The organism is Allobosea sp. OK403 (genome assembly GCF_900113835.1).
Taxonomy (GTDB): domain Bacteria; phylum Pseudomonadota; class Alphaproteobacteria; order Rhizobiales; family Beijerinckiaceae; genus Allobosea.
Map to the genome: position 1 here is coordinate 1 of NZ_FOQV01000011.1, position 26,213 is coordinate 26,213.

A 26,213-nucleotide genomic window follows, 5' to 3' on the forward strand; every position below is an offset into this window, starting at 1 on the left:
CCCCGGCGTCGCGCCCGGCTGCCAGGGCAAGCGCTGCCCAGGCTCATGAACCGGCCTCCGAGCCCGCGCGCCTGCGCAAGCTCGCCGAGGCCGCCTTCGGCCAGACCAGGGTGGCGACACCGGAGAGATCCGCTCCGGCGAGGAAAGTCGTCAACAGCCGCGCTAGTGATGCTGGATGGGAAGAGTTCTGACACGGGGAAGGCGGGCCTGTAACGGCTGACGCCTCCTCGTTCAGCCCGCGTGGCTCGCGGCGATCATGACGTCGGCGATATCGGTGTAGAGCTGCGTCCAGGCCTGCTCGAGGCGCGGCGTGAACGCGTCGCCCAATGAGGTCCGGAGCGTCCAGATCAAGGCCTCTCCGACACGGTCGTAATGGCTGTCCTTGACGCCGTAACCCTTGTGCTCGCGGCCGAGCTTGCGCAGCAGGATGGCAAGCCCCTCCCGGTCGTTGAGCGTGGCGATGGCGACCGTCAGCATCTCCATCAGCTTGACGCTTTGCGCCTTCATGTCACCCTTGAACAAGGGTCTGACCTCGGGAGCGATCTCGAAGAGCCGGTTGTAGAAGATCTCTCCGGTCTCGGCCTTGCGGCGGTGGAGATGGGCGAAACTCTCCCGGATACGTTGAACGTCGTCGTCCTTGAACATGATCTGCCTCCCCCCAAAGGCGAAATCCGCAATGCAGCAACGATAGCACGAACCGCGCCAATGCAATCAGAGGGCGGTAACGAGGCCGAGCCTGTCGCGGGCCCGCCAGCGGCCGAGCATCAAGGCCGCGACGATGGCGAGCGCGATCGCAAGCCCGATCCAGATGCCGATGCCGGCGAGCGGCGTGAAGAAGCCGAGCGCGATCGAAAGCGGCAGCCCGATCGCCCAATAGCCGAGCCCGGCGAAGAGCATCGGCACCCGCGTATCGCCGAGCCCCCTGAGAAGGCAGGAGCCGACGACCTGCGCCCCGTCGGCGATCTGGAAGATCGCGGCATAGAGCAGGAAGGACGCCGCCAGGACCGCGACTTCGGCCGCGCCGGGCTTCTCGACATCGAGGAAGGGAACGACGAGCCATTGCGGCGCAAACAGCATGACGAGCGCGGTCAGGGCCATGAAGCCGATGCCGAGCACGAGCGCCGTCGCGCCGGCCCGCGCGACGCCGTCCTTGTCGCCGGCGCCAAAAGCCCGGCCGACCCTGACCGTGGCAGCCTGGCCGATGCCCATCGGCACCATGAAGGTCAGCGAAGCGATCTGGATCGCGATCGCATGCGCCGCGAGCGAGGCCGGGCCGATCAGCCCCATCAGGAAGGCCGCGCCGTTGAAGATCACCACCTCGAAGGCGAGCGTCGTGCCGATCGGCAGGCCCATCCGCCAGAAGGCCCAAAACCGCGGCCAGTCCGCGACCCAGAAGCGGCCGAACAGGCGGTAGCGGCGGAAGCGGCGGTCGAAGCTGACGACCAGGCTGAGCCCGAGCACCATCAACACCGAGGACAAGGTCGTCGCCAGCCCCGAGCCCGGCAGGCCCAGCGCCGGGAAGCCGAGACGACCGAACATCAGGCACCAGTTCGCCAGCGCGTTGAAACCGACCGCCAGCAGGACGACGACGAAGGCCGCGAAGGGGCGTTGCAGGGAGGCGACGAAGCCGCGTAGCACGAGAAACAGAAAGAACGGCAGCAGGCCCCATTGCAGCGTCCGCACATAGGAGGCCGCGGCCTTTGCCAGCGTCGCGTCCTGGCCCATCGCGCGCAGGATCGCCTCGGCCTGCCAGAGAAACAGCCACATCGGGCCGACCAGCGCCACGGCGGCCCAGAAGCCCTGCCGCACCGTGCGGCGCACTTCGCGCACGGCGTGGCGATTGCGGCCGAGTTCGATCGAGATCATCGGCGACACGGCCGCCATGACGCCGATGCCGAAGATCAGCACGGCCATGTAGAGATTGGAACCGAGCGCGCCGGCGGCCAGTGCGTCAGGGCCGAGATGACCCATCATCATCACATCCGTCGCCGTCATCGCCGTCTGCGCGACATTGGTCAGCACCAGCGGCCAGCTCAGTGCGAGCATGGCCCTGGCCTCGGTGAGCCAAGGGGCCGTCTGGCGGAGCGGGAGGGCGAGATCTGACATGGGGCGTCGCTTCTAGCCGCCCTCGCGTGCGGGGAACAGCCGCCTGCACGCCGGGCCGCCCCGCGTGATGCGCCCTCCGCACAGGCTCTGCCCGGAAACGCCGCTAGAGCAGGATGCGAAAAAGTGGGAACCGGTTTTTCGCATTGATCCTGCTCTAACTTTTTGATGAGAGACGGATTCAGATTTCAGCTGGGATCACTGTGTGATCTCATCTGAAATCATCCGGCTCTAGCGGCGCGCGCGGGCTGCGGCCATCATCAGCGCGATTCTTCCCGGCAGGAGACAGGCCAGGCATGCCAGATGCAGTCAGCAGTGCGGCGACCAGCGATATCGTGGCGCTGGATGCGATCGCGCTTTCGCAGGCGATCCATGCGCGAAAGCTCTCCTGCGTGGAGGTGATGGCGGCTTTCCTCGACCAGATCGAGCGGCTGAACCCGCGCGTCAACGCGATCGTGGCGCAGCGCGAGCGTGGCGATCTGCTGAAGGAGGCTGCGGTGCTCGATGCCGAGCTCGCGGCCGGCCATTCGCGCGGCTGGATGCATGGCTTCCCCCAGGCGATCAAGGATCTCTCTGCCGCCAAGGGCTTTGCGACGACGCAAGGCTCGCCGCTGTTCAAGGACATCATCGCGCAGACCGATGCGATCTTCGTCGAGCGGATGAAGGCCGCAGGCTCCATCATCATCGGCAAGACCAACACGCCCGAATTCGGGCTCGGCTCGCAGACCTTCAATCCAGTCTTCGGGGCGACGCGCAACGCCTATGACCAGAGCAAGACCTCGGGCGGCTCCAGCGGCGGGGCCGCGGTGGCGTTGGCGCTGCGCATGCTGCCGGTGGCCGATGGCAGCGACCATGCCGGTTCGCTGCGCAACCCCGCCGCCTTCAACAATGTGCTGGGCCTGCGCCCGAGCTATGGCCGGGTGCTGTCGGGCACGGATGAGGTCTTCATCCCGCAACTGGGCGTCGCCGGGCCGATGGCGCGCAAGACCCGCGATCTCGCGGCTCTTCTTGCTGTTCAGTCCGGCTATGATCCGCGCGTGCCGATGTCCTTGCGGGAGGATCCGGCGGCCTTTCTCGGGCCGCTGGAGCGCGACGTCACGGGCTTGAAGATCGGCTGGCTCGGCGATCTCGGTGGCCATCTGCCGATGGAGGAGGGCGTTCTCTCCCTATGCCGGCAAGGCCTGGCGGCGTTCGAGGGCATGGGCGCGATCGTCGAGGACGTCGCGCTCGGCTTCGATCCGGAAGCGATCTGGCAGGCCTGGCTCACGCTGCGCGCCTGGCAGGCGGGCTCGGGCCTTGCCCCTGTCTATGCCGATCCGGCCCGGCGCGACCTGCTCAAGCCCGAGGCGCGCTGGGAGGTCGAGCAGGGGCTCAAGGTCTCCGCCTTCGAGGTGATGCAGGCCTCAGGTCTCCGCTCGCGCTGGTACCAGCATCTCCATGGGCTCTTCGGACGCTACGACATCCTGGTCCTGCCCAGCGCCCAGGTCTTCCCCTTCGCGGTCGAGACGCCATGGCCCAGGGAGGTCGCCGGCCGCGCCATGGACACCTATCACCGCTGGATGCAGGTGGTGATCCCGGTGACGATGTCGGGCTGTCCGGCGCTCAGCGTGCCCGTCGGCTTCAATGCGGCGGGCCTGCCGATGGGCATGCAGCTCTGGGGTCCGAACCAGTCCGAATTGCTGCTGCTCCAGGTCGCGCAAGCCTATGAGGATGCGACCGGCTGGGTCGACAGGCGCCGGCCCGGCTTGCTCGACGGGTGAGCGGCTTGCATCAATAGCGTTTTCGAGCGAAGTGGACACCGGTTCGCGTTAAGAAAACGCGTTAAAACAAAGAGATAGAGTAATTGAACGATCCCATTGGATCGGAAATTGCTCTAACCTGCCCGGCGATGGCCTTCACGGAGACTTGAGACGAATGAGCAGCAATCTGCGGATCGATGGCGCGCGGCTGGTGTCGCGCCTGACGGCGCTCTCGATGATCGGCGCGACGCCCGAGGGCGGCTGCCGGCGCCTCGCCTTGACCGATGAGGACAAGCAGGGCCGCGATTGGCTGGTCGGGCAGATGCAGGCGCTCGGGCTCGAGGTGAAGATCGACGCGATCGGCAACATCGTCGGCATCCTGAAGGGGCAGCAGGAGGGGCCGGCCGTCATCATGGGCTCGCATATCGACACGGTCGGCACCGGCGGGCGCTTCGACGGCGCGCTCGGCGTCATCGCCGGCGTCGAGGTGCTGGCGGCGCTGCGCGACGCCGGTCTCACGCCCAAGCGCGACATGGCGGTGATCGCCTTCACCAATGAGGAGGGCGCGCGCTTCCACCCCGACATGCTCGGCTCCTATGTCTGGGCCGGCGGCATGAGCGTTGCCGCCGCCCATGCGGAAACCGATTCCGAGGGCGTCGGCCTCGGCGCCGAGCTCAGGCGCATCGGCTATGAGGGGCAGGAAGAGCCAGGCTTCCTCAAGGCGCATGCCTATCTCGAAATGCATATCGAGCAGGGGCCGGTCCTCGAGAGCGAAGGCGGCGGGCTTGGCGCGGTCACCGGCATCCAGGGAATCTGCTGGCTCGAACTGACGCTGAAGGGCCGGCCGAGCCATGCCGGCACGACACCGATGGCCTATCGCAAGGATCCAGGCCTGGCGGCGGCGCGGATCAACATCTTCGCCAATGAGTTGACCAAGACGATCCCCGGGCAGCTCGCCAATTCCGGCGTCATCCGCGTCCAGCCCGGCAACGTCAATGTCGTGCCCGAAACCGTGGTGATGTCGCTCGATCTGCGCAACCCGCTCGATGCGCCGCTGGCGCAGGCGGAGGCGGCGGTTCGCGCCTTCTGCACTGAGCTGTCGGAGCGCGACGACATTCAGATCTCGATCCGCGATCTCGCCCGTTTCCCGGCGACGCCCTTCACTGAGGAACTGATCGCGAGCGTCGAGCAGAGTGCGGCCGAGTTCGGTCTGCCGATCCGCCGCATGATCTCGGGCGCGGGGCATGACGCGCAGATGATGTCGCGCCTGTGCCCGACGGCCATGGTGTTCATCCCCTCGATCGGCGGTCTCTCGCATAACCCGGCCGAATTCAGCACCGACGACGACATGGTCGCCGGCGCCAATGTGTTGCTCAGCGCCGCCTGGCGCGTCGCGAATGCTTGAGAAGGACAGATCGCGGATGACCTCCATCGCCTCGCTTTCCGCCGCCGAACTCCAACCCCTCTACGCCAGCGGCGAGCTCTCTCCCGTCGAGGTGACGAAGGATGCGCTTCAGCGCATCGAGCGCTTCGAGCCTGAGGTCAACGCCTTCACCGTGCGCGACGACAAGGTCACGCTCGCCATGGCGGCGGCTGCCGAGGCGCGTTACCTCAAGAAAGAGCCGCTCGGCCCGCTCGACGGCGTGCCCGTGACCATCAAGGACAATATCGGTGTCGCCGGCTGGCCGATGCGGCGCGGCTCGGCCGTGGGCTCGGACGCGCCCTGGCCCGAGGATGCGCCGGCAACCGCCCGGCTGCGCGAGGCGGGCACGGTCTTCCTCGGCAAGACGACGATGCCGGAATATGGCTGGAAGGGTGTTGGCGATTCCCCGCAAACCGGGATCACGCGCAACCCCTGGGGCACCGGGACGGGGCCCGGCGGCTCGTCCTCGGGCGCTGCCGTCTGTGCCGCGCTCAATCTCGGCTGCATCCATATCGGTACGGATGGCGCGGGCTCCGTGCGCATCCCCGCCGCCTTCACCGGTGTTGTCGGCCTGAAACCCACCTATGGCCGCGTGCCGGCCTTCCCGGTCTCGACCATGGGGTTCCTCGCCCATCTCGGCCCGCTGACGCGCACCGTGACCGACACCGCGCTCGCCATGAACGCGATCGCCCGGCCCGATGCCCGCGACATGACGGCGGTGCTCGACGAGCCGCTGGACTATGTCGCCGGCCTGCCCGGCGGCGTGAAGGGCCTGCGCCTCGCCTGGTCGCCGAAGCTCGGCGGCGATGTCGCGGTCGATCCCGAGATCGCGGCGCTCACGAAAGCGGCAGCCATGGCGTTCAGGGAGCTCGGCGCGACGGTCGAGGAGGTCGATCCGGGCTTTGCCGACCCGATCGAGACCTTGATGACGCTGTGGGGGGCGGGAGCGGCGCTCGCCTTGCGCAATGCCGGCCCGGACGACCGCAAGCGGATGGATCCCGGCCTCGTCGCGGTGGCGCAAGCCGGTGAAAAGGTGTCAGGCACGGCCTATGTCGACGCGCTGCTCAACCAGCGCAATGCGCTTGCGCACCGCATGGCGCAATTTCATGCACGCTTCGATCTGTTGCTGACGCCGACGCTGCCCTTGCCGGCCTTCGAGGTCGGGCGGGACACCCCCGCCCATGGCGGCTATGGCGAGGACTGGACGCGCTGGACCCCGTTCACCTACCCCTTCAACATCACGCAGGCGCCGGCGATTTCGCTGCCTTGCGGGTTGACGAAGGCGGGCTTGCCGGCGGGCCTGCAGATCGTCGGCGCTTTCGGGCGGGATGCGCTGGTTTTGCGCGCCGCGGCGGCCTTCGAATTTGCAAGGCCTTTTGCGCGGGTCGATGCGCCGATCAAATCGGTTTAGCTGCTTATTTCGCAATTTTCTGCTCGTAACGCTGCGGGGCGGGCAGAGATTGCCGAATTCCGCGCGCCCCCGACGGTTCAGTTCCGTTTGGCACGAAGTCTGCAAGCTGCCCGCCGGCCAAGAAGGGCCGGTCAAGCGTGTTGTCAGCGCAGAAGTTTTCTGCCCAAACTCGCGCCAAGGTCGCCCGCGCAGAGGTTGCCGTTACAGGGGAGAGTGAGTGATGGACCGCAGGACATTTTTGAAGACCGCCGTGGGGACGGGCGCCCTGGCCGCCTCCGGTGGGCTGGCCGTGCCGGCCCTGTCGCAAGGCGCGGCAGCCAAGACCCTGCGCTTCGTGCCGCAGGCCAACCTCGCCAATTTCGATCCCATCTGGGGCACGCAATATGTCGTGCGCAACGCGGCCGCCCTGGTCTGGGACACGGTCTATGGCATCGATTCGAAGTTTCAGCCGCAGCGCCAGATGGTCGAGTCGGAGACGGTCTCCGCCGACGGCCTGGTCTGGACCTTCAAGCTGCGCCCGGGTCTCAAATTCCATGACGGCGCGCCGGTCACCTCCAAGGACGTCGTCCAGAGCCTGAAGCGCTGGCAGGCCCGCGACCCGATGGGCCTGATGATCAAGGCGATCGAGGTCGAGCTTGCCCCGATCGACGACATGAGTTGGAAGTGGACGCTCAACAAGCCTTACCCGAAGATGCTGCTGGCGCTGGGCAAGAACAATGCGCCTTGCACCTTCATCATGCCCGAGCGCATCGCCAAGACCGATCCGTTCACGCAGATCACCGAATATATCGGGTCGGGCCCGATGAAGTTCATGCGCAATGAATGGGTGCCGGGCGCCAAGGCGGTGTTCGAGAAGTTCGCCGACTACGTGCCGCGCTCGGAGCCGGCCGACTGGCTCGCTGGCGGCAAGAAGATCCTGGTCGACCGGATCGAATGGGTGATCATCCCCGATCCGGCGACGGCCTCGGCCGCGCTGCAGAACGGCGAGGTCGACTGGTGGGAGACCCCGCTGTCGGACCTCGTGCCGGTGCTCAAGGCCAACAAGAACGTCAAGGTCGATATCGGCGATCCGCTCGGCAATATCGGCGCCTTCCGCATGAACCATCTCTTCCCGCCCTTCAACAATGTGAAGGTGCGCCGCGCGGTGCTGACCGCGCTGAACCAGGAAGACTACATGCGCTCGATCGTCGGCGACGACGACAAGCTTTGGAAGAACCTGCCGAGCTATTTCACCCCCGGCACGCCGCTCTACACCGAAGAGGGTGGCGACATCCTGAAGCAGCGCAATGTCGACGCGGCCAAGAAGCTGCTGGCCGAATCCGGCTATAACGGCGAGCCCGTGGTCTGCGTCGTCGCGCAGGACATGGCTGCCACCAAGTCGATGGGCGACGTCACCGCCGAGCTGCTTAAGAGCATCGGCATGAAGGTCGATTTCGTCGCCACCGACTGGGGCACCGTCGGTGCGCGCCGCGCCCAGAAGACGCCTCCCGGCCAGGGTGGCTGGAGCATGTTCCACACCTGGCATGCCGGCGCCGACTGCATCAATCCCGCCGCCTACACCGCCATCCGCGCCAATGGCGACAAGGCCTGGTTCGGCTGGCCCAATATCCCGGCTGTCGAGACTGAGGTGACCAACTGGTTCGACGCCAAGGACATGGCCGAGGAGAAGGCCGCGATCGCCAGGCTGAACAAGGCTGCGATGGAGGAGGTCGTCTACGCGCCGACCGGCTTCTATCTCGGCTACCAGGCTTGGCGGTCGAATCTCTCCGGCGTCACCAGCGGCCCTCTGCCCTTCTTCTGGGGCGTGTCGAAGGCCTGACGGTAGGGGCGGCTCTCGTGGCTGCCCCGTCCATCCCGGACGAGCGGCAAAGGCGCGCCGAGCTGGGATTTGTCGCAGAGTGCCGGACCTTCGGAAGCCGGCACTCCCCTGAACGTAAGCCGCCGAAATGGCGGCTCGCGTTGCAACAGTTCTGATCGACCATAACCAAGGCTAAGCGCCAGAATGCTCGCTTTCATCGTCAGACGGATCATCACGACCATACCCGTGATGGCTTTCGTCGCCCTGTTCGTCTTCTCGCTGCTTTACATCGCGCCGGGCGATCCCGCCGCGGTGATCGCTGGCGACCAGGCCTCGCCGGCCGATGTCGAGAGGATCCGGGCCAGTCTCGGTCTCGACCGGCCCTATCTCATCCGCTTCGGCGAATGGTTCTACCATGTGCTCCAGGGCGATCTCGGCACCTCGATCTTCACCTCGCTGCCGGTGACGCAGCTCATCGCCCAGCGCATCGAGCCGACGGTCTCATTGATGCTGCTGACGCTGATCTTCGCGGTCGTCGTCGCCGTGCCGATGGGCGTGATCGCGGCCTGGAAGGCAGGCTCCTGGATCGACCGCTGCGTCGTCGGCTTTGCCGTGTTCGGCTTCTCCGTTCCGGTCTTCGTCGTCGGCTACATGCTCGCCTATGTCTTCGCCCTGAAGCTCGATTGGGTGCCGGTGCAGGGCTATACGCCGATCTCGCAAGGCATCTGGCCCTGGTTCAAGAACCTGATCCTGCCCTCGATCACGCTCGGCTTCGTCTATATCGCGCTGATCGCGCGTATCACCCGGGCGACCATGCTCGAAGTGCTGCAGCAGGACTATGTCCGCACCGCCAGCGCCAAGGGCGTCGAACAGCGCAACGTGCTCTTCGTGCACGCGCTCAAGAATGCGGCCGTTCCGGTGATCACCATCATCGGCATCGGCGTGGCGCTCCTGATCGGCGGCGCCGTCGTCACCGAGAGCGTCTTCGCCATTCCGGGGCTGGGGCGGTTGACGCTGGATGCGATCCTGCGGCGCGACTACCCCGTGATCCAGGGCGTCGTGCTGATCTTCTCCTTCGTCTACGTCCTCGTGAATCTGCTCGTGGACCTCGTCTATACTCTGGTCGATCCGAGGATACGGTATTGACAGCTCAATCCAACACCATCGCCGCGCCGCTCGCGGCTCCCACCGGCAGCGAACCTGTTTCGCCGCCCAAAAAGCGCTCCTATCTGCGCAAGCACCCTGCCGTCACGGTCGGTGGCGTCCTCCTGCTGCTGATGATCCTGATCGCGATCTTCGCGCCCCTGCTGTGGACCGTCGATCCGACAGCGATCTCGACTTCGCGCCGGACGCGCGTGCCGTCCGAACTCTACTGGTTCGGCACCGACATGCTCGGGCGCGACATCTATTCGCGCGTCACCTATGGCGCGCGGGTCTCGCTGCTGGTCGGTTTCAGCGTGGCGTTCCTGGCCTCCGTCATCGGGTTGGCGGTCGGACTCTTTGCCGGCTTCGTGCGCTGGGCTGACGGCATCGTCATGCGCATCATCGACGGCATGATGTCGATTCCGCCGATCCTGCTCGCTATCGCGCTGATGGCGCTGACGCGCGGCTCGGTCCAGAACGTCATCATCGCCATCACCATCGCCGAGATTCCGCGCGTCGCCCGCCTGGTGCGCAGCGTCGTGCTCTCCTTGCGCGAGCAGCCCTATGTCGAGGCGGCGATCTCGCAGGGCGCGCGCGTGCCGCGCATCATCTTCCGCCACATCCTGCCCAACACGGTCGCGCCGATGATGGTGCAGGCGACCTATATCTGCGCCAGCGCCATGATCGTCGAGGCGATCCTGTCCTTCATCGGCGCGGGCGTGCCGCCTTCCACCCCGTCCTGGGGCAACATCATGGCCGAGGGCAGGGCGCTCTGGCAGGTCAGGCCGCATATCATCTTCTTCCCGGCGCTGTTCCTCTCGATCACCGTTCTCGCGGTCAACCTGCTCGGCGACGGCTTGCGCGACTCGCTCGATCCACGCCTGGCCAAGAGCCTCTGAGACCATGCCTGACATGTCGGCCGGGGCCGGCGCCGTATGGCGCGCGGCGGGGCCAGAGCATCGGCCCGAAAAGTGGGAACCGGCTTTCGGGGCAAGCCGATGCGTCGTCATTGCTCCTGCTGGACTGAGCAAGGCGGCGGCGACACCGCCGTCTCGGATGCGACACATGCCGCAACCCATCGCGGCATCGCCAGCCGCTCGCCCGGGGAGAGTTTGACGTGAGCCGTATCCTGACCGTCGCCGCGGCCCAGCTCGGGCCGATCCAGCGCGACGAGAGCCGTGCTTCGGCGGTTGCCCGTTTGATCGAGCTGATGCGCCAGGCCAAGGGCCATGGCGCCGATCTCGTGGTTTATCCCGAGGCTGCGCTGACCGCCTTCTTCCCGCATTGGTGGATCGAGGACGAGGACGAGATCGACAGCTATTTCGAGAGCGCGATGCCCGGCAACGAGACCGCGCCGCTCTTCGCAGAAGCCCAGCGCCTCGGCATCGGCTTCCATCTAGGCTTCTGCGAGCTTGCCTTCGAGGAGGGCCGTAAGCGCCGCTTCAACTCCGCGATCCTGGTCGACAAGACCGGCGCGATTATCGGCAAGTACCGCAAGATCCATCTGCCCGGCCATCCCGAGCATCGTCCCGATGCGCCGTTCCAGAATCTGGAGAAGCGCTATTTCGAGACCGGCAATCTCGGCTGGCCGGTCTGGCGCGCAATGGATGCCAATCTCGGCATGATGATCTGCAACGACCGGCGCTGGCCCGAGAGCTATCGGTCGATGGGCCTGCAGGATGTCGAGCTGATCGTGCTCGGCTACAACACGCCCAAGCACAATCCGCCGGCGCCCGACCATGACCGGCTCGGCAACTTCCACAACCAGCTCGTGATGCAGGCCGGCGCCTATCAGAATGCGAGCTGGGTCGTCGGCGTCGCCAAGGCGGGGCTGGAGGCCGGTGTCGACCAGATCGGCGGCTCCTGCATCATCGCGCCGACCGGCGAGGTCGTGGCGCAGGCCGTGACCGAGGGCGACGAGCTCGTCATCGCCCGCTGCGACATGGATCTCGGCAAGAGCTACAAGAACTCCACCTTCAACTTCGCCAAGCATCGCGAACCGCAGGCCTATGGGCTCATCGTCGAGCGCAAGGGTGCTGTGGGGCCAGTGTGATGGCTGCACGATTTCCAACGTGTCATCCTGGGCGGCCGAAAGGTCGTCCCGAGATGCGTTACAGGGCTCAGCGCCCTACGATGGATCCCGGCGCTCCGCTTCGCGCCGGCCTGGATGACGGCGCTCCATCTCCTTTATGTCGAACGTGAAGGCCTGCAACTGAAATGACCCATGATCTCATCCTCAAGGGCGGTCGCGTCATCGACCCCTCGCAGAAGCATGACGGCGTGCTCGATGTCGCCTTCACCGACGGCAAGGTCTCAGGCTTCGGCAAGGATCTGAAGGGCGCCAAGGAAATCCGCGACGTCTCCGGCTACATCGTCACGCCGGGCCTGATCGACCTGCACACCCACGTCTATTGGGGCGGCACCTCGCTCGGCATCGACGCCGACGAGTTCTGCCGGGCGTCCGGCGTCACCACCTCGGTCGACACCGGCTCGGCCGGCCCCGGCAACTGGCCGGGCTTCCGCAAGCATGTCATCGAGAGGAGCCAGGCCCGCATCCTTGCCTATCTCCATGTCTCGCATGCCGGCATCTATGGCTTCGACCATCGCGTCATGGTCGGCGAGAGCGGCGATCTGCGCCTGATGAATCCGATCGACGCCGTCGCGGTCGCCGACGCCAATCGCGACCTCATCGTCGGCATCAAGGTCCGCGTCGGTCTGCACGCCTCGGGCGATCAGGGTACGGTGCCGCTCAACATCGCCTTGCAGGTCGCCAACGAGGTCGGCATGCCGCTGATGTGCCATATCGACCATCCGCCTCCGTCCTATGAGGAGGTGGTGAACATGCTGCGGCCGGGCGATGTGCTCACCCATGCTTTCCGCCCCTTCCCGAATGCGCCCTGCACCGCGCAGGGCACGGTCAAGCCCGAGGTGCTGGCCGCCCGCAAGCGCGGCGTCATCTTCGACATCGGCCATGGCAAGGGGTCGTTCTCCTTCAAGACGACGCGCGCCATGCTGGCCAATGGTTTCGAGCCGGATGTGATCTCCTCGGACGTGCACAAGCTCTGCATCGACGGCCCGGCCTATGACCAGGTCACCACCATGTCGAAGTTCCTGCTGATGGGCATGAGCCTGAACAACGTCATCGCCGCCTCGACCGTGAATGCGGCGATGGCGCTGAAGCGGCCCGAATACGGCTCGCTCAAGGTCGGCTCGCTCGGAGACGCGACGATCCTGACCGTCAAGGAAGGCAAGTTCGACTATGCCGACGTCGTGGGCGAGCACATGACCGGCGACAAGAAGATCGTCTCCGAGGGCGTGGTGCTGAAGGGCGCCTGGTGGCACCCCAAGCGCACGAGCAAGTTCAAGAAGGTCGCGGCGTAGTTCGGTGGGGCGAGGCGGGAGCGTCATTCCCGGGCGAAGCGAAGCGCAGACCCGGGAATCTCCTGACGGAGATGCTCGGGTCGAGCCCGAGCATGACGCGAGCGGTCCCAGCTGGCGCCCGATGACGGCAGCCGACCTGCCGGCGGTGCTTGCGGTCGCGGGCGTTGTGCATCCTGCCTATCCGGAGGACGAGGCCGTCTTCGCCGAGCGCCTGCGGCTGTTTCCGGCCGGCTGCCTCGCTCTCGCCGGCCCGGGTGGCCTGCTCGGCTATGTCGTCAGCCATCCCTGGCGGCTTGGCCAGCCGCCGGCCCTGAACAGCCTGCTCGGCGGGATTCTCGCTGACGCGGCGAGCTACTACATCCACGACCTCGCGCTCCTGCCGGACGCGCGCGGGTCGGGAGCTGCCGGGCGGGTCGTCGACCGACTGGTCGCGTTTGCCCGCAGCGAAGGCCTCGCCAGCATCTCGCTGGTCGCGGTCAATGCCTCGCTGGGCTTCTGGCAGCGCCACGGCTTTCGCGTGGCGCATGACGCCGCCCTTGCCGAGAAGCTCGGCAGCTATGACGATGCCGCGCGCTACATGGTGCGCGACCTGACATCCTGACGCCGCGCGCGTCGCCGACGAAGACATGCATGAGGAGACGCCGATGAGCGCCGAACAAAAACTGAAGGAGTTGGGACTGACGCTGCCCGACGTGCCGACGCCGGTCGCCACCTATGTCAGCTTCAAGCAGGTCGGCGACATCGTCTACCTCTCCGGCCAGGGCCCGAAGCGGGCGGACGGCACCTATCCGACCGGCAAGGTCGGCAAGGACGTCACGATCGAGGAAGCCTATGAGCACGCCAAGCAGACCGGCCTCGGCCTGCTTGCGGCGATGAAGAAGGCGACTGGCTCGCTCGACAAGGTCGAGGTCGTCAAGCTGCTCGGCATGGTCAATGCGGCGCCGGATTTCGCTGATCAGCCCAAGGTCATCAATGGCTGCTCGGACCTGTTCGTCGCGGTGCTCGGCGAACGTGGCCGGCATGCCCGCTCGGCTGTCGGCATGGGCTCGCTGCCCAACAACATGACGGTCGAGATCGAAGTGATCATCAAGGTGCTGCCATGACCGCGCTGGCTGAGGAAATCGCCCGCGTCTACGGCACGCCGGCCGTCGTCATCGACCTCGACAAGGTCGAGGCCAATATCGCCCGGCTCCAGGCCGTCTGCGATGCGAAGGGCGTCGCCAACCGCCCCCATATCAAGACGCATAAATCGCCCGAGCTCGCCCGCCTCCAGGTCGAGGCCGGCGCGCGCGGCATCACCTGCCAGAAGCTCGGCGAGGCCGAGATCATGGCCGATGGCGGCATCGACGACATCATGATCAGCTACAACATCCTCGGCGAGGAGAAGCTCGGCCGATTGGGCGCGTTGCAGCGGCGCGTGCGCATGATCGTCGCGGCTGATAGTCCGGTCACCATCGCCGGCCTGCCGAGCGCGGCCGAGATAGCCGGCCGCAATCTCGAGGTCGTCGTCGAATGCGACACCGGCCGCAAGCGCGCCGGCGTCGAGACGCCGGGCGAGGCGGTCGAGCTCGCCAAGCTGATCGCGGGCTCCAAGGGCCTGACCTTTGCGGGCTTCCTGATGTACCCGCCCGAGGATGGCTGGGAGCGCACACAGATCTTCCTCGACACGGCCAATGCCGGCCTGCGCGAGGCGGGGCTGGAGGCCGGCATCGTCTCGACCGGCGGCTCGCCCAACATCCCCAATATCGGCAAGCTCAAGGGCGCGACCGAGCACCGCTCCGGCACCTCGATCTTCAACGACCGCATGCAGGTCGCCGCCGGGGTGGCGACGCTGGAGGATTGCGCGCTTTCAGTCTACGCCACGGTGGTGAGCCGGGCCGGGCCTGAGCGCGGCATCCTCGATTCCGGCTCGAAGACGCTGACCAGCGATACCGGCGGCCTCGACGGCCATGGCTATATCCTCGAATATCCGGCGGCGAGGATCGCGAAATTTGCCGAGGAGCACGGCTTCCTCGACCTCGCGGCTTCGAATGAACGGCCCAATGTCGGCGAGGTCGTGCGCATCATCCCCAACCATGTCTGCGTGGTGGTCAACATGGTCGACCGCTTGATCACCGTGCGCGGCGACAAGCTCATCGGCGAGATGCCGGTGGCGGCGCGCGGCAAGCTCACCTGATCGCGGCGATTGTGCATCTGGTCCTGTTGAACCTCAGTTCTGCAGGACCTTCGCACCTTTGATCACGACATCGCCGCTGGCTTTGACGTCGATCTTGCCGCTGCCCTTGATGTCGATGTCCCGACCTTGGATCCTGATCGAGCCATCCTTCTTCATGTCGATCTCGGCGTCGCCGGCCTCCAGCGCCACTCGCTCGCCGGCGGTGATGGAGAGCTTCTTTCCGACGCTGACATCGACATCCTTCATCAGCGACGCGCTCAGTGTGTAGCTCGCCAGCGAGATGGTGTGAGACCCTGCGATGGTGATCGCCGTGGCTGCCCTGACATCGAGGGCAGCCGAGGTCTTGAGCGAAAGAGAGGCGCCGGCGCTGATCGCGGTCGCACCGCCGGAGGTGACCTGCACCGCGCCTCCCGCCGTGATGCTGAGTGAGCCGTCTGTCCGGATCTTCAGGCCGGAGGGGCTGACGTCGATGACCTGCCGCAGTGCCTGCAGCTGGGCTTCGAGGCTCGCGATCCTGCGGGCGAGCATGTCGCTTTCGCCAGGTGCCATTGCTCTGTTCCTTCCCCATGCGATGCCCGGCGTGGCGCGTTGGGTGTGCCGGCCGAGACCGCAGGCTCAATCGCGCCAGAGTGGCGGCCGCTTGTCAATCATCCGGCTCTCACCAAGGAGTTAGAGCAGGGCCGGTCAGATCTGTCCGATGCCGCTGAGCCCGACCAGGGCGCCGAAGGCGAGCAGCAGCAGCGGATGCAGGCGCGTCGTCAATGCGGCGCTGGCGCAGGCCGCGACGATCGCGGCCAGGATCCATTCATGGGCCGAGGCCTGGGTGATCACGGCCGCGCTCGCCGTGACGAGGCCGACTGTCATCGGCACCAGCCCGGCCTGCACGATGCGGCGCCAGGGCCGGTCCTTGAAGCGCTCCCAAAGCCCCATCGCGATGCCCGCCAGCAGCGATGAAGGGCCGAACTTCGCCAGCGTGGTGACGAGGACGCCGGGCCAGCTCGCGACATGCCAGCCGACCAGCGGCACGATCATCATATTGGGTCCGGGCGCGGCCTGGGCGAGGGCGAACATCGCCCCGAATTGCTGCGCCGTCATCCAGTGATGGATCTCGACAACCTGCCTCTGCATCTCCGGCAGGATGGTGTTGCCGCCGCCGAAGGCGAGCAGCGAAAGCTGCGTGAAGATCAGCGCCAGCGCGATCAGGACCGAGCTCATCGGGTGTTCTCTCCCTTGTCGAGCTTCCAGCTGGCGAGCACGCTGATCGGCGCCAGCACCAGCATCGTCGCAAGCAGCGGCAAGCGCAGGATCGCGATGGCGAGGAAGCAGAGCAGGGCGATCGCGATGGCGACGGGCTTGCGGCGCAAGGGTAGGGCGATCTTCACGGCCATGGAGACGAGCAAGCCGGCAGCGGCCGCCGCCAGCCCGGCAAAGAGATGGCGGATATGCGGATCGTCCTGGTAGTGGTCGTAGAGGATGCCGAGCCCGATCACGATCACTGTCGGCGCCGCGATCAGGCCCAGCAGCGCGGCGAGCGCTCCGACCGGGCCGCGAAATTTCAGGCCGATCGCCACCGAGATGTTGATGATGTTCCCGCCCGGCAGGAACTGGCAGAGGCCGAGCAGCTCGGTGAACTCCTTGCCGCTCATCCAGCGGCGCTGATCGACGACCATGGTCCTGGCCATCGGCAGGACCCCGCCGAAGCCGATCAGCCCGAGGTAGAGAAAGCCGCTGAAGAGCTGGGCGACGGTCGGTTCCGTACGGGCGATTTCGGGATCTGCGAGGCTGGCTGGCGTGCTCATCATCTGTTCCAGGCCGTCCACGAGAGCCGGATGATGTCAGATGGGCTCACGCAGTGATCCCATCTGACATCTGAATCCGTCTCTCAACTAAGAGTGAGAGCAGGATCAATGCGAAAAACCGGTTCCCACTTTTTCGCATCCTGCTCGTAGGCGGAACGGGACGGCCAGGGCATCCATATGCTTTCGAAAACCGTGCGTCTAATATATGAAATGTGCATGATCCATACTTATAGAATATGATTATGATCGAGCTGCGCCATTTCCGCTATTTCGTGGCGGTCGCCGAGGAAGGCCATGTGACGCGAGCCGCCGCGCGCCTGGGAATCCAGCAGCCCCCACTCAGCCAGCAGATCCGCGCGCTGGAGAGGGAAGTCGGCGCGCAATTGTTCCGTCGCCTGCCGCGCGGCGTCGAACTCACCGATGCCGGGCGCACGCTGCTGGAGAAGGCGAGGCTCGTCCTCTCCGATGTCGATCTGGCGCTCGATGCCGCACGGCGCACGGCGCGCGGCGAGCAGGGTGGGCTGGTCATCGGCTTCACCAGCTCGGCCGCGTTTCATCCGCTGGTGGCGTCCGTGGTCCGCTTGCTGCGGCAGACCGCGCCGGGCGTCACCTTGGCGCTCCGTGAGGGCAATACCAGCGATCTGATCGGGGAGCTGCGCTCCGAGCGGCTCGATGCGGCCTTCGTCCGCTCGCCGGTCGAGCGGCCGGTCGGGCTTGTCGTCGAGCCGCTGCTGGCCGAGGAGATGCTGGTTGCGCTGCCCGACCAGCACGCGATCGCGGAACGCCTCGCCAAGCGTTCGGGTCAAGGAATGCTGGAGGGGCGCATCGCTCTGGCCGAACTGGCTGAGGAGACCTTCATCCTCTATCGGCGTCCCTCGGGGCCGGGCCTCTATGACAGCATCATCGCCGCCTGCCGAGCCGCCGGGTTTAGCCCCCGGATCGGTCAGGAAGCCCCGCAAATGGTGTCGACGCTGAGCCTCGTCGCCGCCGGCCTGGGAGTCTCCGTCATTCCCGCATCGATGGCCCGTCTCGAGACGAACGGCATCGCCTATGCCCGCCTCGATGACCTGCCCCGGCTGACGGCGCCGCTGCATCTGGCCTATCGCGAGGAAAAGCCGTCCGGCGCGCTGGAACGCTTCATCGACTGCGTCAGGCGCAGCGGCGATGCGTCATAGCGTTTCGCATCGAGGTTGAAACGGCTTGGTCATCCCGGACAAGCCGCGTTAGCGGCGCCGATCCGGGATCCATTCCGGAGCACTGATCGGCAAGGCTCAGGAATGGATCCCGGGTCTCCGCTTCGCTACGCCCGGGATGACAGGCCTGGTGTTCCTGTCTGATCGCAACCTGATCCAGAGCGGTCTCACCCTTCCGGGTGCCGAGCGTTCCAGGCCGCCGCATAATCGGTGCAGAGCCGGTCGAGCTCGACGCGGTCGGTGACGCCGGCTGGCCTTGCGCGCGAGGGCGAGGCCTGCTGGAAGGGCACATAGCGCTGATGCGCGATGCGCCAGAGCCGGCGCAACTCGACGAGCGGATCGGCATGGTCGTCGACGCGGATGTCGAAGCTCGGCATCGGCTCGCCGGCCCAGATGCGTATGGCACAGGATTGCCGCCCGCGCTTGTCGCCGCCGGCCTTCTCGCCGGCCTCGAGCGCGACCAGCAGGCGCTCGTCGAAATCGAGCGCCGACGCGGCGATATAGGCCTTCAGCGTCTCCTCGATCACTTCCGGTCCGGCCAGCATGTTGCCGGCGACGGAGATCTGCGGCCCATGCACGGCTCCGCACCAGTCGATGCAGGCCGAGCCGGTATGGGCGGCGATCTTGCCCTCGCGATCGATCAGATGGAGCTGGCGATGCGCGCGGCCGTCATCGGCGGCCGTCAGCGTCGCGATGATCTCGACGGCGGAGCGGCCCTCCTGCAGCAGCCTGAGGCCGTCGACCCCGTAGAGCGGGTTGACGAAGGCCTGGGTCGCGATCGCCCCGATGCGCCCGCCGCCATAGGGCACGCGCGAGCCGACGGCGAAGGCGCAGGTCGAGACGGCGACGCCATAGGCGCCGGTGGCGGCGTCACGGGCGACGATGGACCATGTCATGCGTGCAACCCCTTCAGCGTCCGGCAGCGTAGGCTTGCATCAGACGCGGGGTGGCCGCCGCGCGCAAGAGGCCGTTGCGGCTCTTCTCGGCGGCGGTCAGGCGCCCGACCGTCCAGGCCGGGGCGCGCTCCAAGGCGTGGCCACGCCGAATGAGATCGGCGAGCGCCGCCTCGCCGATGCTCTCCTCGACCATCAGATGCCCCGGCCGTGCCTCGCGCGGATAGAACGAGGAGGGGAAGTGCTGGGTGTGGAACAGCGGCAGGTCGATCGCCTCCTGCAGGTTGAGGCCGTGATGCACCCGGCGCAGGAACATGCCGAGCTGCCACTGCTCCTGCTGGTCGCCGCCCGGCGTGCCGAAGACGAGGCGCGGCTCGCCATTCTCGAAGGCGAGCGTCGGCGTCAGCGTCGTGCGCGGCCGCTTGAACGGGGCGAGCGAGGCCGGCAGCCCGTCCTCGAGCCAGAACGCCTGCGCCCGCGAATTCAGCGGGAAGCCGAGCGAAGGGATCACCGGCGAGGATTGCAGCCAGCCGCCCGAAGGCGTCGCCGCGATCATGTTGCCCCATTTGTCGATGACGTCGATATGGACGGTGTCGCCGCGCCGCCCGGCCGCGACCATCGAGGCCATGGTCGGCTCGCCGACGCTGGCACCGCCCTTGCCCGACTGGCCGGCAATGCGGACGCCGGCGAGCATGCGCCCGACCTGCTCCTCATATCCGGGGATCGTGCCGGGCCGCAGTTCATGCGAGGCCTGCTCGCCGATCAGCTTGCGCCGGCCGCTCGCATAATCCTCGGAGAGCAGCGTCGCGAGCGGCACCTTCACGAAATCCGGGTCGCCGTAATAGGCCTCGCGGTCGGCGAAGCCGAGCTTCATCGCCTCCGCGACATGGTGGACGAATTCCGGGCTCGTCGGCCCCATCCCGGCGATGTCGATACCCTCCAGGATCTTCAGCGTCTGCAGGAAGACCGGACCCTGGCCCCAGGGGCCGATCTTGAAGACCTCCCAGCCATGATAGGTCACGCTCGCCGGCGTCTCGTAGCTCGGCTGCCAGCGCGCCATGTCGTCGGCGGTGAGCAGGCCCTTGTGGCGGCGCCCAGACGAATCCATCGCCTCCGTCGTGCGGCAGAATTTGTCCATCGCCTCGGCGACGAAGCCCTTGTACCAGGCGTCGAAGGCTGCCTGGATCTGCTCCTGCCGGTCGGAGCCGGCGGCCTCGGCTTCGGAGAGGAGGCGCTTGTAGGTGTCGGCGGCGGCCTGGTTGCGGAAGAGCTCCTTGGCCTTGGGCACATTGCCGCCGGGCAGATAGACCGCGCCCGATGTCGGCCATTCCCCGGTGAAGAGCTCGGTCAGTTCAGCGATCGAAGCCGAGACGCGCGGCAGCATCGGGTGGCCGCTCTCGAAATAGCCGATCGCGGGTTCGAGCACCTCGCGCAACGTCAGGCGACCATGGTCGCGCAGCAGCGTCATCCAGCCGCCGAAGGCGCCAGGCACCACCGTGGCGAGCAGGCCGGAGCCCGGGATCAGGTCGAGCCCGAGCGCCTTGAAGGCCTCGATCGTCGCCGCCTCGGGAGCAGGCCCCTGCGCGCAGAGAACCTCGACCTTCTTCTTTTCGGCCGAGTAGAACACCGCCGGCATGTCTCCGGCGGGGCCGACGAGGTGTGGCTCCACCACTTGCAGCACGAAAGCTGCCGCCGCGCATGCGTCGAAGGCGTTGCCGCCCTTTTCCAGCATCGCCATGCCCGAGGCGGTGGCGAGCCAGTGCGTCGAGGTGACGACACCGAAGGTGCCGAGGATTTCGGGGCGGGTGGTGAACATGGTCAGTCTTCCTCAGGGCAATGAAGGCCAGAAACAAAATGCGGCGTCATTCCGGACAAGCCGCTCGCGGCGCAGATCCGGAATCCATCGGAGGCCACCGAACTCCACGATGGATTCCGGATCTCCGCTTCGCTGCGTCCGGAATGACGGGAGGAGGATCGAACGCAAATCACCCCTCCTTTGGATCGAGCGCGTCGCGCAGGCCGTCGCCGAGCAGGTTGAAGCCGAGCACGGCCAGGAAGATGGCGATGCCGGGCGCGACCGACATCCAGGGCGCCTGCTCCATGAAGTTCTTGGCGACGTTCAGCATCTGGCCCCAGGAAGGCGAGGGCGGCTGCTGGCCGAGGCCGAGGAAGGAGAGCGAGGCTTCCAGGATGATCGCCTGCGCCATGAACAATGTCGACTGCACCACGATGGGCGACATCGTGTTGGGCAGCACATGCACGAACATGATGCGCAGGTCGCGCGCGCCGACGGCCCGCGCCCCTTCGACGAAATCCTCCGCCTTCACGCTCATCACCTGTCCGCGCACCAGCCGGATGAAGATCGGCACGGCCGAGAGGCCGATCGCGATCATCGCATTGGTCAGCGAGGGGCCAAGGATTGCGGCAAAGGCGATCGCCAGGATCAGGAAGGGGCAGGCGAGCATCGCCTCGGTCACGCGCGAGATCGCGATGTCGATCCAGCCGCCATACCAGCCCGAGAGCAGGCCGAAGGGGATGCCGATGGCAAGCGCGATCAGGACGGAGACGATGCCGGCGAGCAGCGAGGTCTGCGCCCCGTAGAACAGGCGCGAGACCTGGTCGCGGCCGAGCTCGTCCGTGCCGAACCAGTGGATCTCGGAGGGCGGCTTGCGGATGGCGAGGAAGTTCGATTTCAGCGGGTCGGCGAGCGGCAGCAGCGGGGCGAGTAGCGCCATCAGCACGAAGACGAGCACGATCGTGCCGCCGATCAGCGCCGAGCGATTGCGCAGGAGCTTGGCGAGCGCGCTGCGGCGCGGGCGCGGAGCAGGCTCGGTGGCGCTGGCGGGCGAAGACGTTTCGGGCTTAGCCGTTTCGAGGATCACATCCGCCATCAGCCGCTCCTCAGGCGCGGGTTGACGAGGACGTAGAGCACATCGGCCAGGAGGTTCATCAGGATGAAGCCGATCGCGGTGCAGAGCACGACGCCCTGGACCACGCCATAGTCGCGGTTGAACACGGCGTCGATGATCAGCTTGCCGAAGCCTGGGATGGTGAAGACCTGTTCGGTCAAAACCGCGCCGGCCAGCAATTCGCCGAAGAGCAGCGTCGAGAGCGTGATGATCGGCACCAGCGCATTGCGCAGCGCATGCCGGTTCACCACCGTGTCCTCGTCGAGCCCCTTGGCACGGGCGGTGCGGACATAGTCGGAGCGCAGCACCTCCAGCATCGCCGAGCGGGTATGGCGCATGATGAAGGCGGCGAGCCCGCCGCCGAGCACGAAGGCCGGCATGATCAGGCGCTCGATCGAGGCTTTCGGATCGACGAAGATCGATTCGAAGCCCGAGGCCGGCAGCCATTTCAGTTCGACCGAGACCACCAGGATCAGCATGATCCCGAGCCAGAAATGCGGGATGGACAGGCCAAACAGCGCGACCGCGCTCGCCGCATAATCGGCCAGCGTGTCCTTGCGCCGCGCCGCGATGATGCCCGCCGGCAGGCCGATGCCGATCGCAACGATCATCGAAGCGACGGCGAGCTGCACGGTGACGCCGAGCTTCTGCCAGATCAGCCCGAGCACCGGCTCGCCGGTGCGCAGCGAGCGGCCGAAATCGCCCTGCACGACCTGGCCGAGCCAGGCGAAGAACTGCACCACGACGGGATCGTCGAGCCGGTAGAGATGGCGCAGGCGCGCGATCACCTCCGGGTCGCGCTCCTCGCCGGCGATGACGAGGAACGGATCGCCCGGCAGCGCCCGCTGCAGCGCGAACACGAAGAGCGAGACCAGGAACAGCGTCGGCAGCGCGATCAGGACGCGGCGGCCGATCAGCGCGAGCATGACGACCCCAAAGGCGCACTGTCATCCTGGCCGGAGCCCTCGGGTCCGGCCTTTGGCCAGCCCAAGGACAGGCTCCGCGGAGCGCCGGGATCCATCGGAGGGCACAGAGCCTTACGATGGATCCCGGGACGACCTTCGGTCGCCCGGGATGACGGTGAGGTCACACACAGCGACTTCACCCCACTCACTGCCGCTTCAGCCCCGACAGGCGGATCATCCCGTCGGGATTGATCACGAAGCCCTGGAGGTTCGCGCGCATCGCGAAGAAGACCGTCTGGTTGTAGAGATAGATGATCGGCAATTCGTCCTCGAGTATCTTCTGGGCAGCGTCATAGCGCTTCTTGCGCTCGAAGACGTCGTAGACCGTGCGGGCCTCGTCGAGCAGCCTGTCGACCTCGGCGTTCGAATACTTCCCGTCGTTCTGGTTGCCCTTCGTGGTCACGAACTGGTGGATGTTGCCGTCCGGGTCGATGCGGCCTGACCAGCCGATGCGGCTCATCTGGAACTTGCCCTGCTGCTGGTCGCGCAATTGGCTGGCGAATTCCGTCGAGCGGATCTGCACGTCGATGCCGGCCTCCTGCGCCATCGCCTGGACGACCTGGCCGAGTTGGGCGTCGACCGGGTTGTTGGTGACGAAGAGCTCGACCGAGACCTTCGACAGCCCGGCCTCCTTGAGCAGCGCCTTGGCCTTGGCGACGTCGCGGGCCGGCACCGGGAATTCGGCGCTGACATAGGGGTTGCCCGGGTTGAAGGGCTGGACCATCGGCTCGTAGAGCCCCTCGAACACGACCTGGCTCAGCACCTTGCGGTCGATCGAGAGCGAGAGCGCCTGGCGCACGCGCTTGTCCTTGCCCATCGGCTGGTTGGCGGCCTCGCCATTGCCGGTGTTGATGGTGATGCCCTGATAGCCGAGATTGGCGGTGCTTGCGACCTTCAGCGTTTTGTCGGCTTGCGCCGATTTCACATCGGTCGGCGCGAGCCGCTCCAGGATGTCCAATTCGCCGGCGCGCAGATTTGCCAGCCGCACCGTGGTGTCGGGGATCGAGCGATAGATGATGCGGTCGAAGTGATAATTCGCCGCCTCCCAATGCTCCTTGAACTTCTCCAGCACGATGCGGTCGTTCTGGACGCGTTCGACGAATTTATAGGGGCCGGAGCAGACCGGCTTGGCCGCGACGTCGCCGCCCAGGCTCTTGGGCGCCAGCATCATGCCGGCGCGGTCTGTGAGCTGCGCCAGCAGCGTCGCATCAGGGCGCTTCAGCTTCAGCACGATGGTCGAGGCGTCGGGCGTCTCGATGCTGTCGATCGAGGCGAGCTCGGATTTGCGCAGCGAGTCGGGCAGGGTCCGGGCGCGTTCAAGATTGGCCTTGGCGGCCTCCGCGTTGAAGACGTCGCCGTCATGGAATTTCGCGTCGGTCCTGAGCTTCATCGTCAGCGTCAGCCCGTCCGCCGAGAAGCTCCATGCGGTTGCGAGTCTCGGCACCAGCTTCAGCTCGGGCGTGATGTCGAGCAGCTTGTCGCAGAGCCCCTTGAAGACGATGCGGCCGACGAAGGTGCGCGCCTTGTGCGGGTCGAGCATGTCGGGGTCTTCCTGCAGCCCGATGCGCAGGGTCGAAGGCGCCTGCGCCGCGACAGGGAGCGCCGCCAGCGCCAGCAGGCCGGCCGAGGCCAGGGTGGTCAGGAGCTTCATGCGGTGGTCCCCTCTCGTCTCGCTCGGTTTCAGGGCGCCGCTCTTCCGTTCCGTCGCGAGCCGGGTTCTGATGACCCGTTGCTTCGCGCCTGTGTGAACGGCAGGGGCGCCTGATTTCGTTCCACTCGGTACTAGGCTGGCGCAATTTCGCCGCGGCGTCGATGGCTATCCTGTCGCCTGTGCCGCAATCCCGCATGCTTTTGCCGCGCGCCCTTGCATGCAAGTTGATGGCCAAGGAGCCTGCCATGTCGAGGACACGCCATGCGTTCGCATCTGTCGTTCGAGCCGCGATCTCTGGTAACAACACGGCAAGGATGGCGCGAAGCGCACCATGTTGTGATCAGGGAATGGAACGAAGCCGATGCTGCTGGGTGTGATCGCCGACGACATGACAGGTGCGACCGATGTCGCGCTGATGCTGAACCGCGCCGGCATGCGCACCGTCCAGGTCATCGGCGCGCCGAGCGCCGGCGCATCGCTTCCCGATGCCGATGCGGTCGTCGTGGCGCTGAAATCGCGCACCAACCCGGTCGCTGAGGCGGTGGCGGATTCACTTGCCGCCTGCGAGGCGCTGCTGGCGGCCGGCGCGAAGCAGATCCTGTTCAAATACTGCTCGACCTTCGATTCGACGGCGCAGGGCAATATCGGCCCGGTCGCGGATGCGCTGATGCGGCGGCTCGGCGCGGAGATGGCGATCATCTGCCCGGCCTTTCCCGCCAATGGCCGCTCGATCTACCAGGGTTATCTCTTCGTCGGTGCAGTGCCGCTGCATGAAAGCTCGATGAAGGACCATCCGCTGACGCCGATGCGCGATTCGAACCTGATGCGCTTGATGGCCGCGCAAACCAAGGCGCCTGTCGGCCATGTCGGCTGTGCCACGGTGCTGGCGGGCGCCGAGGCCGTGAAGGCGCGTTTCGCCGCGCTGGCAGGAGACGGCGCGCGCTATGTCGTCACGGATGCGCTGACCAATGATGATCTGATGGTATTGGGCGAGGCCGTTGCCGGTCATGTCCTGCTGACCGGCGGCTCCGGCATCGCGATGGGCCTGCCGCAGAATTTCCGCGCGGCCGGGCTGCTGCGGCAGCGCGCCGCGCCTGTGAGCCTGAGCGCGCCGAAGGGGCGCGCCGGCATCATCTCCGGCAGCTGCTCGACGGCGACGCGCGGGCAGATCAAGGCGGCGGTCGCGGCGGGCTACCCCGCCTTGAAGGTCGACCCGCTGGCGCTGGCGGCCGGAACGCAGACGGCGGCGCTACTTGCCGCCTGGGCGCTGGCGCAGCCGCAGGACAAGCCCTTCCTGCTCTATTCCAGCGATGATCCGGCCGAGGTCGCCGCGATCCAGGACAAGCTCGGCCGCGACAAGGCGGGCGAGACGGTCGAGCACGCCTTCGCCGAGACCGCGCGACTCCTCGCCGATGGCGGCGTCTCCAAGCTGCTCGTCGCCGGTGGCGAGACCTCCGGGGCCGTCGTCCAGGGGCTCGGCATCAGGACGCTGGAGATCGGCCCCGAGATCGATCCGGGTGTGCCCTGGACGCGCGTCGTCGCCGGTCCCGATCTCGTGATCGCGCTGAAATCCGGCAATTTCGGCACGTCCGACTTCTTCCTCAAGGCCTGGGCCTTGCTGGATTGAGG

General features: G+C 66.6%; 24 protein-coding genes. 14 read left to right on the forward strand and 10 right to left on the reverse strand.

Going from position 1 to position 26,213, the window contains the following annotated elements; translation table 11 throughout:
- On the forward strand, nt 1-191 hold a 191-nt coding region (locus BMZ97_RS31465), incomplete at its 5' end, for a hypothetical protein (protein ID WP_210188328.1).
- A 40-nt stretch (nt 192-231) separates the two neighbouring features.
- Here the strand turns inward: BMZ97_RS31465 and BMZ97_RS25360 are convergent.
- Together BMZ97_RS25360 and BMZ97_RS25365 are read right to left on the reverse strand one after the other, a co-directional pair.
- Complete coding sequence (locus BMZ97_RS25360; RefSeq protein WP_092176469.1) at nt 232-645, reverse strand: globin family protein; 414 nt, start codon at nt 643-645, stop codon at nt 232-234.
- Between the two features lie 66 nt (nt 646-711).
- Nucleotides 712-2,106, reverse strand: a complete 1,395-nt coding sequence (locus BMZ97_RS25365; protein ID WP_244546595.1) for an MATE family efflux transporter — start codon at nt 2,104-2,106, stop codon at nt 712-714.
- Nucleotides 2,107-2,399: 293 nt separating this feature from the next.
- Here BMZ97_RS25365 and BMZ97_RS25370 point away from each other — a divergent pair, with 293 nt between their 5' ends.
- The 11 genes from BMZ97_RS25370 (at nt 2,400) to BMZ97_RS25420 (ending at nt 15,174) form a co-directional block, all read left to right on the forward strand.
- Nucleotides 2,400-3,863 (forward strand): amidase, encoded by a 1,464-nt coding sequence (locus tag BMZ97_RS25370; RefSeq protein WP_092176472.1) that lies wholly within the window; start codon nt 2,400-2,402, stop codon nt 3,861-3,863.
- 154 nt (nt 3,864-4,017) lie between these two features.
- Nucleotides 4,018-5,247, forward strand: coding sequence for a M20 family metallo-hydrolase (locus tag BMZ97_RS25375; RefSeq protein WP_092176474.1), 1,230 nt, complete (start codon nt 4,018-4,020; stop codon nt 5,245-5,247).
- 16 nt (nt 5,248-5,263) lie between these two features.
- Complete coding sequence (locus tag BMZ97_RS25380) at nt 5,264-6,676, forward strand: amidase (protein ID WP_092176477.1); 1,413 nt, start codon at nt 5,264-5,266, stop codon at nt 6,674-6,676.
- Nucleotides 6,677-6,896: 220 nt separating this feature from the next.
- Nucleotides 6,897-8,495 carry an ABC transporter substrate-binding protein gene (locus BMZ97_RS25385; protein ID WP_092176479.1) on the forward strand — a complete coding sequence of 533 codons (1,599 nt, stop codon included), beginning with the start codon at nt 6,897-6,899 and terminating at the stop codon, nt 8,493-8,495.
- A 183-nt stretch (nt 8,496-8,678) separates the two neighbouring features.
- A complete protein-coding gene (locus BMZ97_RS25390) occupies nt 8,679-9,620 on the forward strand; it encodes an ABC transporter permease (RefSeq protein ID WP_092176482.1) in 942 nt (313 codons plus the stop codon).
- The gene (locus tag BMZ97_RS25395; protein ID WP_092176484.1) at nt 9,617-10,516 is read left to right on the forward strand and encodes an ABC transporter permease; all 900 of its coding nucleotides are present in this window, start codon (nt 9,617-9,619) and stop codon (nt 10,514-10,516) included. Before BMZ97_RS25390 ends, BMZ97_RS25395 begins: the two co-directional genes overlap by 4 nt.
- Before the next feature lie 218 nt (nt 10,517-10,734).
- Nucleotides 10,735-11,670, forward strand: coding sequence for an N-carbamoyl-D-amino-acid hydrolase (locus BMZ97_RS25400; protein ID WP_092176487.1), 936 nt, complete (start codon nt 10,735-10,737; stop codon nt 11,668-11,670).
- Nucleotides 11,671-11,834: 164 nt separating this feature from the next.
- On the forward strand, nt 11,835-12,998 hold the full coding sequence (locus BMZ97_RS25405) for an amidohydrolase/deacetylase family metallohydrolase (protein WP_092176489.1): 1,164 nt from the start codon (nt 11,835-11,837) through the stop codon (nt 12,996-12,998).
- A 121-nt stretch (nt 12,999-13,119) separates the two neighbouring features.
- Nucleotides 13,120-13,599 carry a GNAT family N-acetyltransferase gene (locus BMZ97_RS25410; RefSeq protein ID WP_092176492.1) on the forward strand — a complete coding sequence of 160 codons (480 nt, stop codon included), beginning with the start codon at nt 13,120-13,122 and terminating at the stop codon, nt 13,597-13,599.
- A 43-nt stretch (nt 13,600-13,642) separates the two neighbouring features.
- The gene (locus tag BMZ97_RS25415; RefSeq protein WP_092176821.1) at nt 13,643-14,101 is read left to right on the forward strand and encodes a RidA family protein; all 459 of its coding nucleotides are present in this window, start codon (nt 13,643-13,645) and stop codon (nt 14,099-14,101) included.
- Nucleotides 14,098-15,174, forward strand: coding sequence for a D-TA family PLP-dependent enzyme (locus BMZ97_RS25420; RefSeq protein WP_092176495.1), 1,077 nt, complete (start codon nt 14,098-14,100; stop codon nt 15,172-15,174). Before BMZ97_RS25415 ends, BMZ97_RS25420 begins: the two co-directional genes overlap by 4 nt.
- A gap of 33 nt (nt 15,175-15,207) precedes the next feature.
- On the opposite strand, the gene BMZ97_RS25425 is transcribed toward BMZ97_RS25420, so the two are convergent.
- The 3 genes from BMZ97_RS25425 to BMZ97_RS25435 form a co-directional block, all read right to left on the reverse strand.
- Nucleotides 15,208-15,723, reverse strand: a complete 516-nt coding sequence (locus tag BMZ97_RS25425) for a DUF2345 domain-containing protein (RefSeq protein ID WP_092176497.1) — start codon at nt 15,721-15,723, stop codon at nt 15,208-15,210.
- A 135-nt stretch (nt 15,724-15,858) separates the two neighbouring features.
- A complete protein-coding gene (locus BMZ97_RS25430; protein ID WP_092176500.1) occupies nt 15,859-16,389 on the reverse strand; it encodes a chromate transporter in 531 nt (176 codons plus the stop codon).
- Nucleotides 16,386-16,973 (reverse strand): chromate transporter, encoded by a 588-nt coding sequence (locus BMZ97_RS25435; RefSeq protein ID WP_092176503.1) that lies wholly within the window; start codon nt 16,971-16,973, stop codon nt 16,386-16,388. Before BMZ97_RS25435 ends, BMZ97_RS25430 begins: the two co-directional genes overlap by 4 nt.
- Nucleotides 16,974-17,215: 242 nt before the next feature.
- Here BMZ97_RS25435 and BMZ97_RS25440 point away from each other — a divergent pair, with 242 nt between their 5' ends.
- A complete protein-coding gene (locus BMZ97_RS25440) occupies nt 17,216-18,148 on the forward strand; it encodes a LysR family transcriptional regulator (protein ID WP_092176505.1) in 933 nt (310 codons plus the stop codon).
- 185 nt (nt 18,149-18,333) lie between these two features.
- Here BMZ97_RS25440 and BMZ97_RS25445 read toward each other — a convergent pair whose 3' ends face one another.
- The 5 genes from BMZ97_RS25445 to BMZ97_RS25465 all read right to left on the reverse strand — a co-directional run bounded on the left by BMZ97_RS25445 (nt 18,334) and on the right by BMZ97_RS25465 (nt 24,584).
- Nucleotides 18,334-19,062, reverse strand: a complete 729-nt coding sequence (locus BMZ97_RS25445) for a DUF1028 domain-containing protein (protein WP_092176508.1) — start codon at nt 19,060-19,062, stop codon at nt 18,334-18,336.
- A gap of 13 nt (nt 19,063-19,075) precedes the next feature.
- The gene (locus BMZ97_RS25450) at nt 19,076-20,881 is read right to left on the reverse strand and encodes a gamma-glutamyltransferase family protein (protein ID WP_210188334.1); all 1,806 of its coding nucleotides are present in this window, start codon (nt 20,879-20,881) and stop codon (nt 19,076-19,078) included.
- Nucleotides 20,882-21,044: 163 nt separating this feature from the next.
- Nucleotides 21,045-21,950, reverse strand: coding sequence for an ABC transporter permease (locus BMZ97_RS25455; protein WP_092176513.1), 906 nt, complete (start codon nt 21,948-21,950; stop codon nt 21,045-21,047).
- On the reverse strand, nt 21,950-22,894 hold the full coding sequence (locus BMZ97_RS25460) for an ABC transporter permease (RefSeq protein WP_092176516.1): 945 nt from the start codon (nt 22,892-22,894) through the stop codon (nt 21,950-21,952). The genes BMZ97_RS25455 and BMZ97_RS25460 overlap by 1 nt, the downstream gene beginning before the upstream one ends.
- Nucleotides 22,895-23,078: 184 nt before the next feature.
- On the reverse strand, nt 23,079-24,584 hold the full coding sequence (locus tag BMZ97_RS25465; RefSeq protein ID WP_092176518.1) for an ABC transporter substrate-binding protein: 1,506 nt from the start codon (nt 24,582-24,584) through the stop codon (nt 23,079-23,081).
- 361 nt (nt 24,585-24,945) lie between these two features.
- Between BMZ97_RS25465 and otnK the strand changes: the two genes are divergently transcribed.
- Nucleotides 24,946-26,211: a 3-oxo-tetronate kinase gene (gene otnK, locus BMZ97_RS25470; RefSeq protein WP_092176520.1), complete on the forward strand. Its 1,266-nt coding sequence runs from the start codon at nt 24,946-24,948 to the stop codon at nt 26,209-26,211.
- The last annotated feature ends 2 nt before the right edge of the window (nt 26,212-26,213 follow it).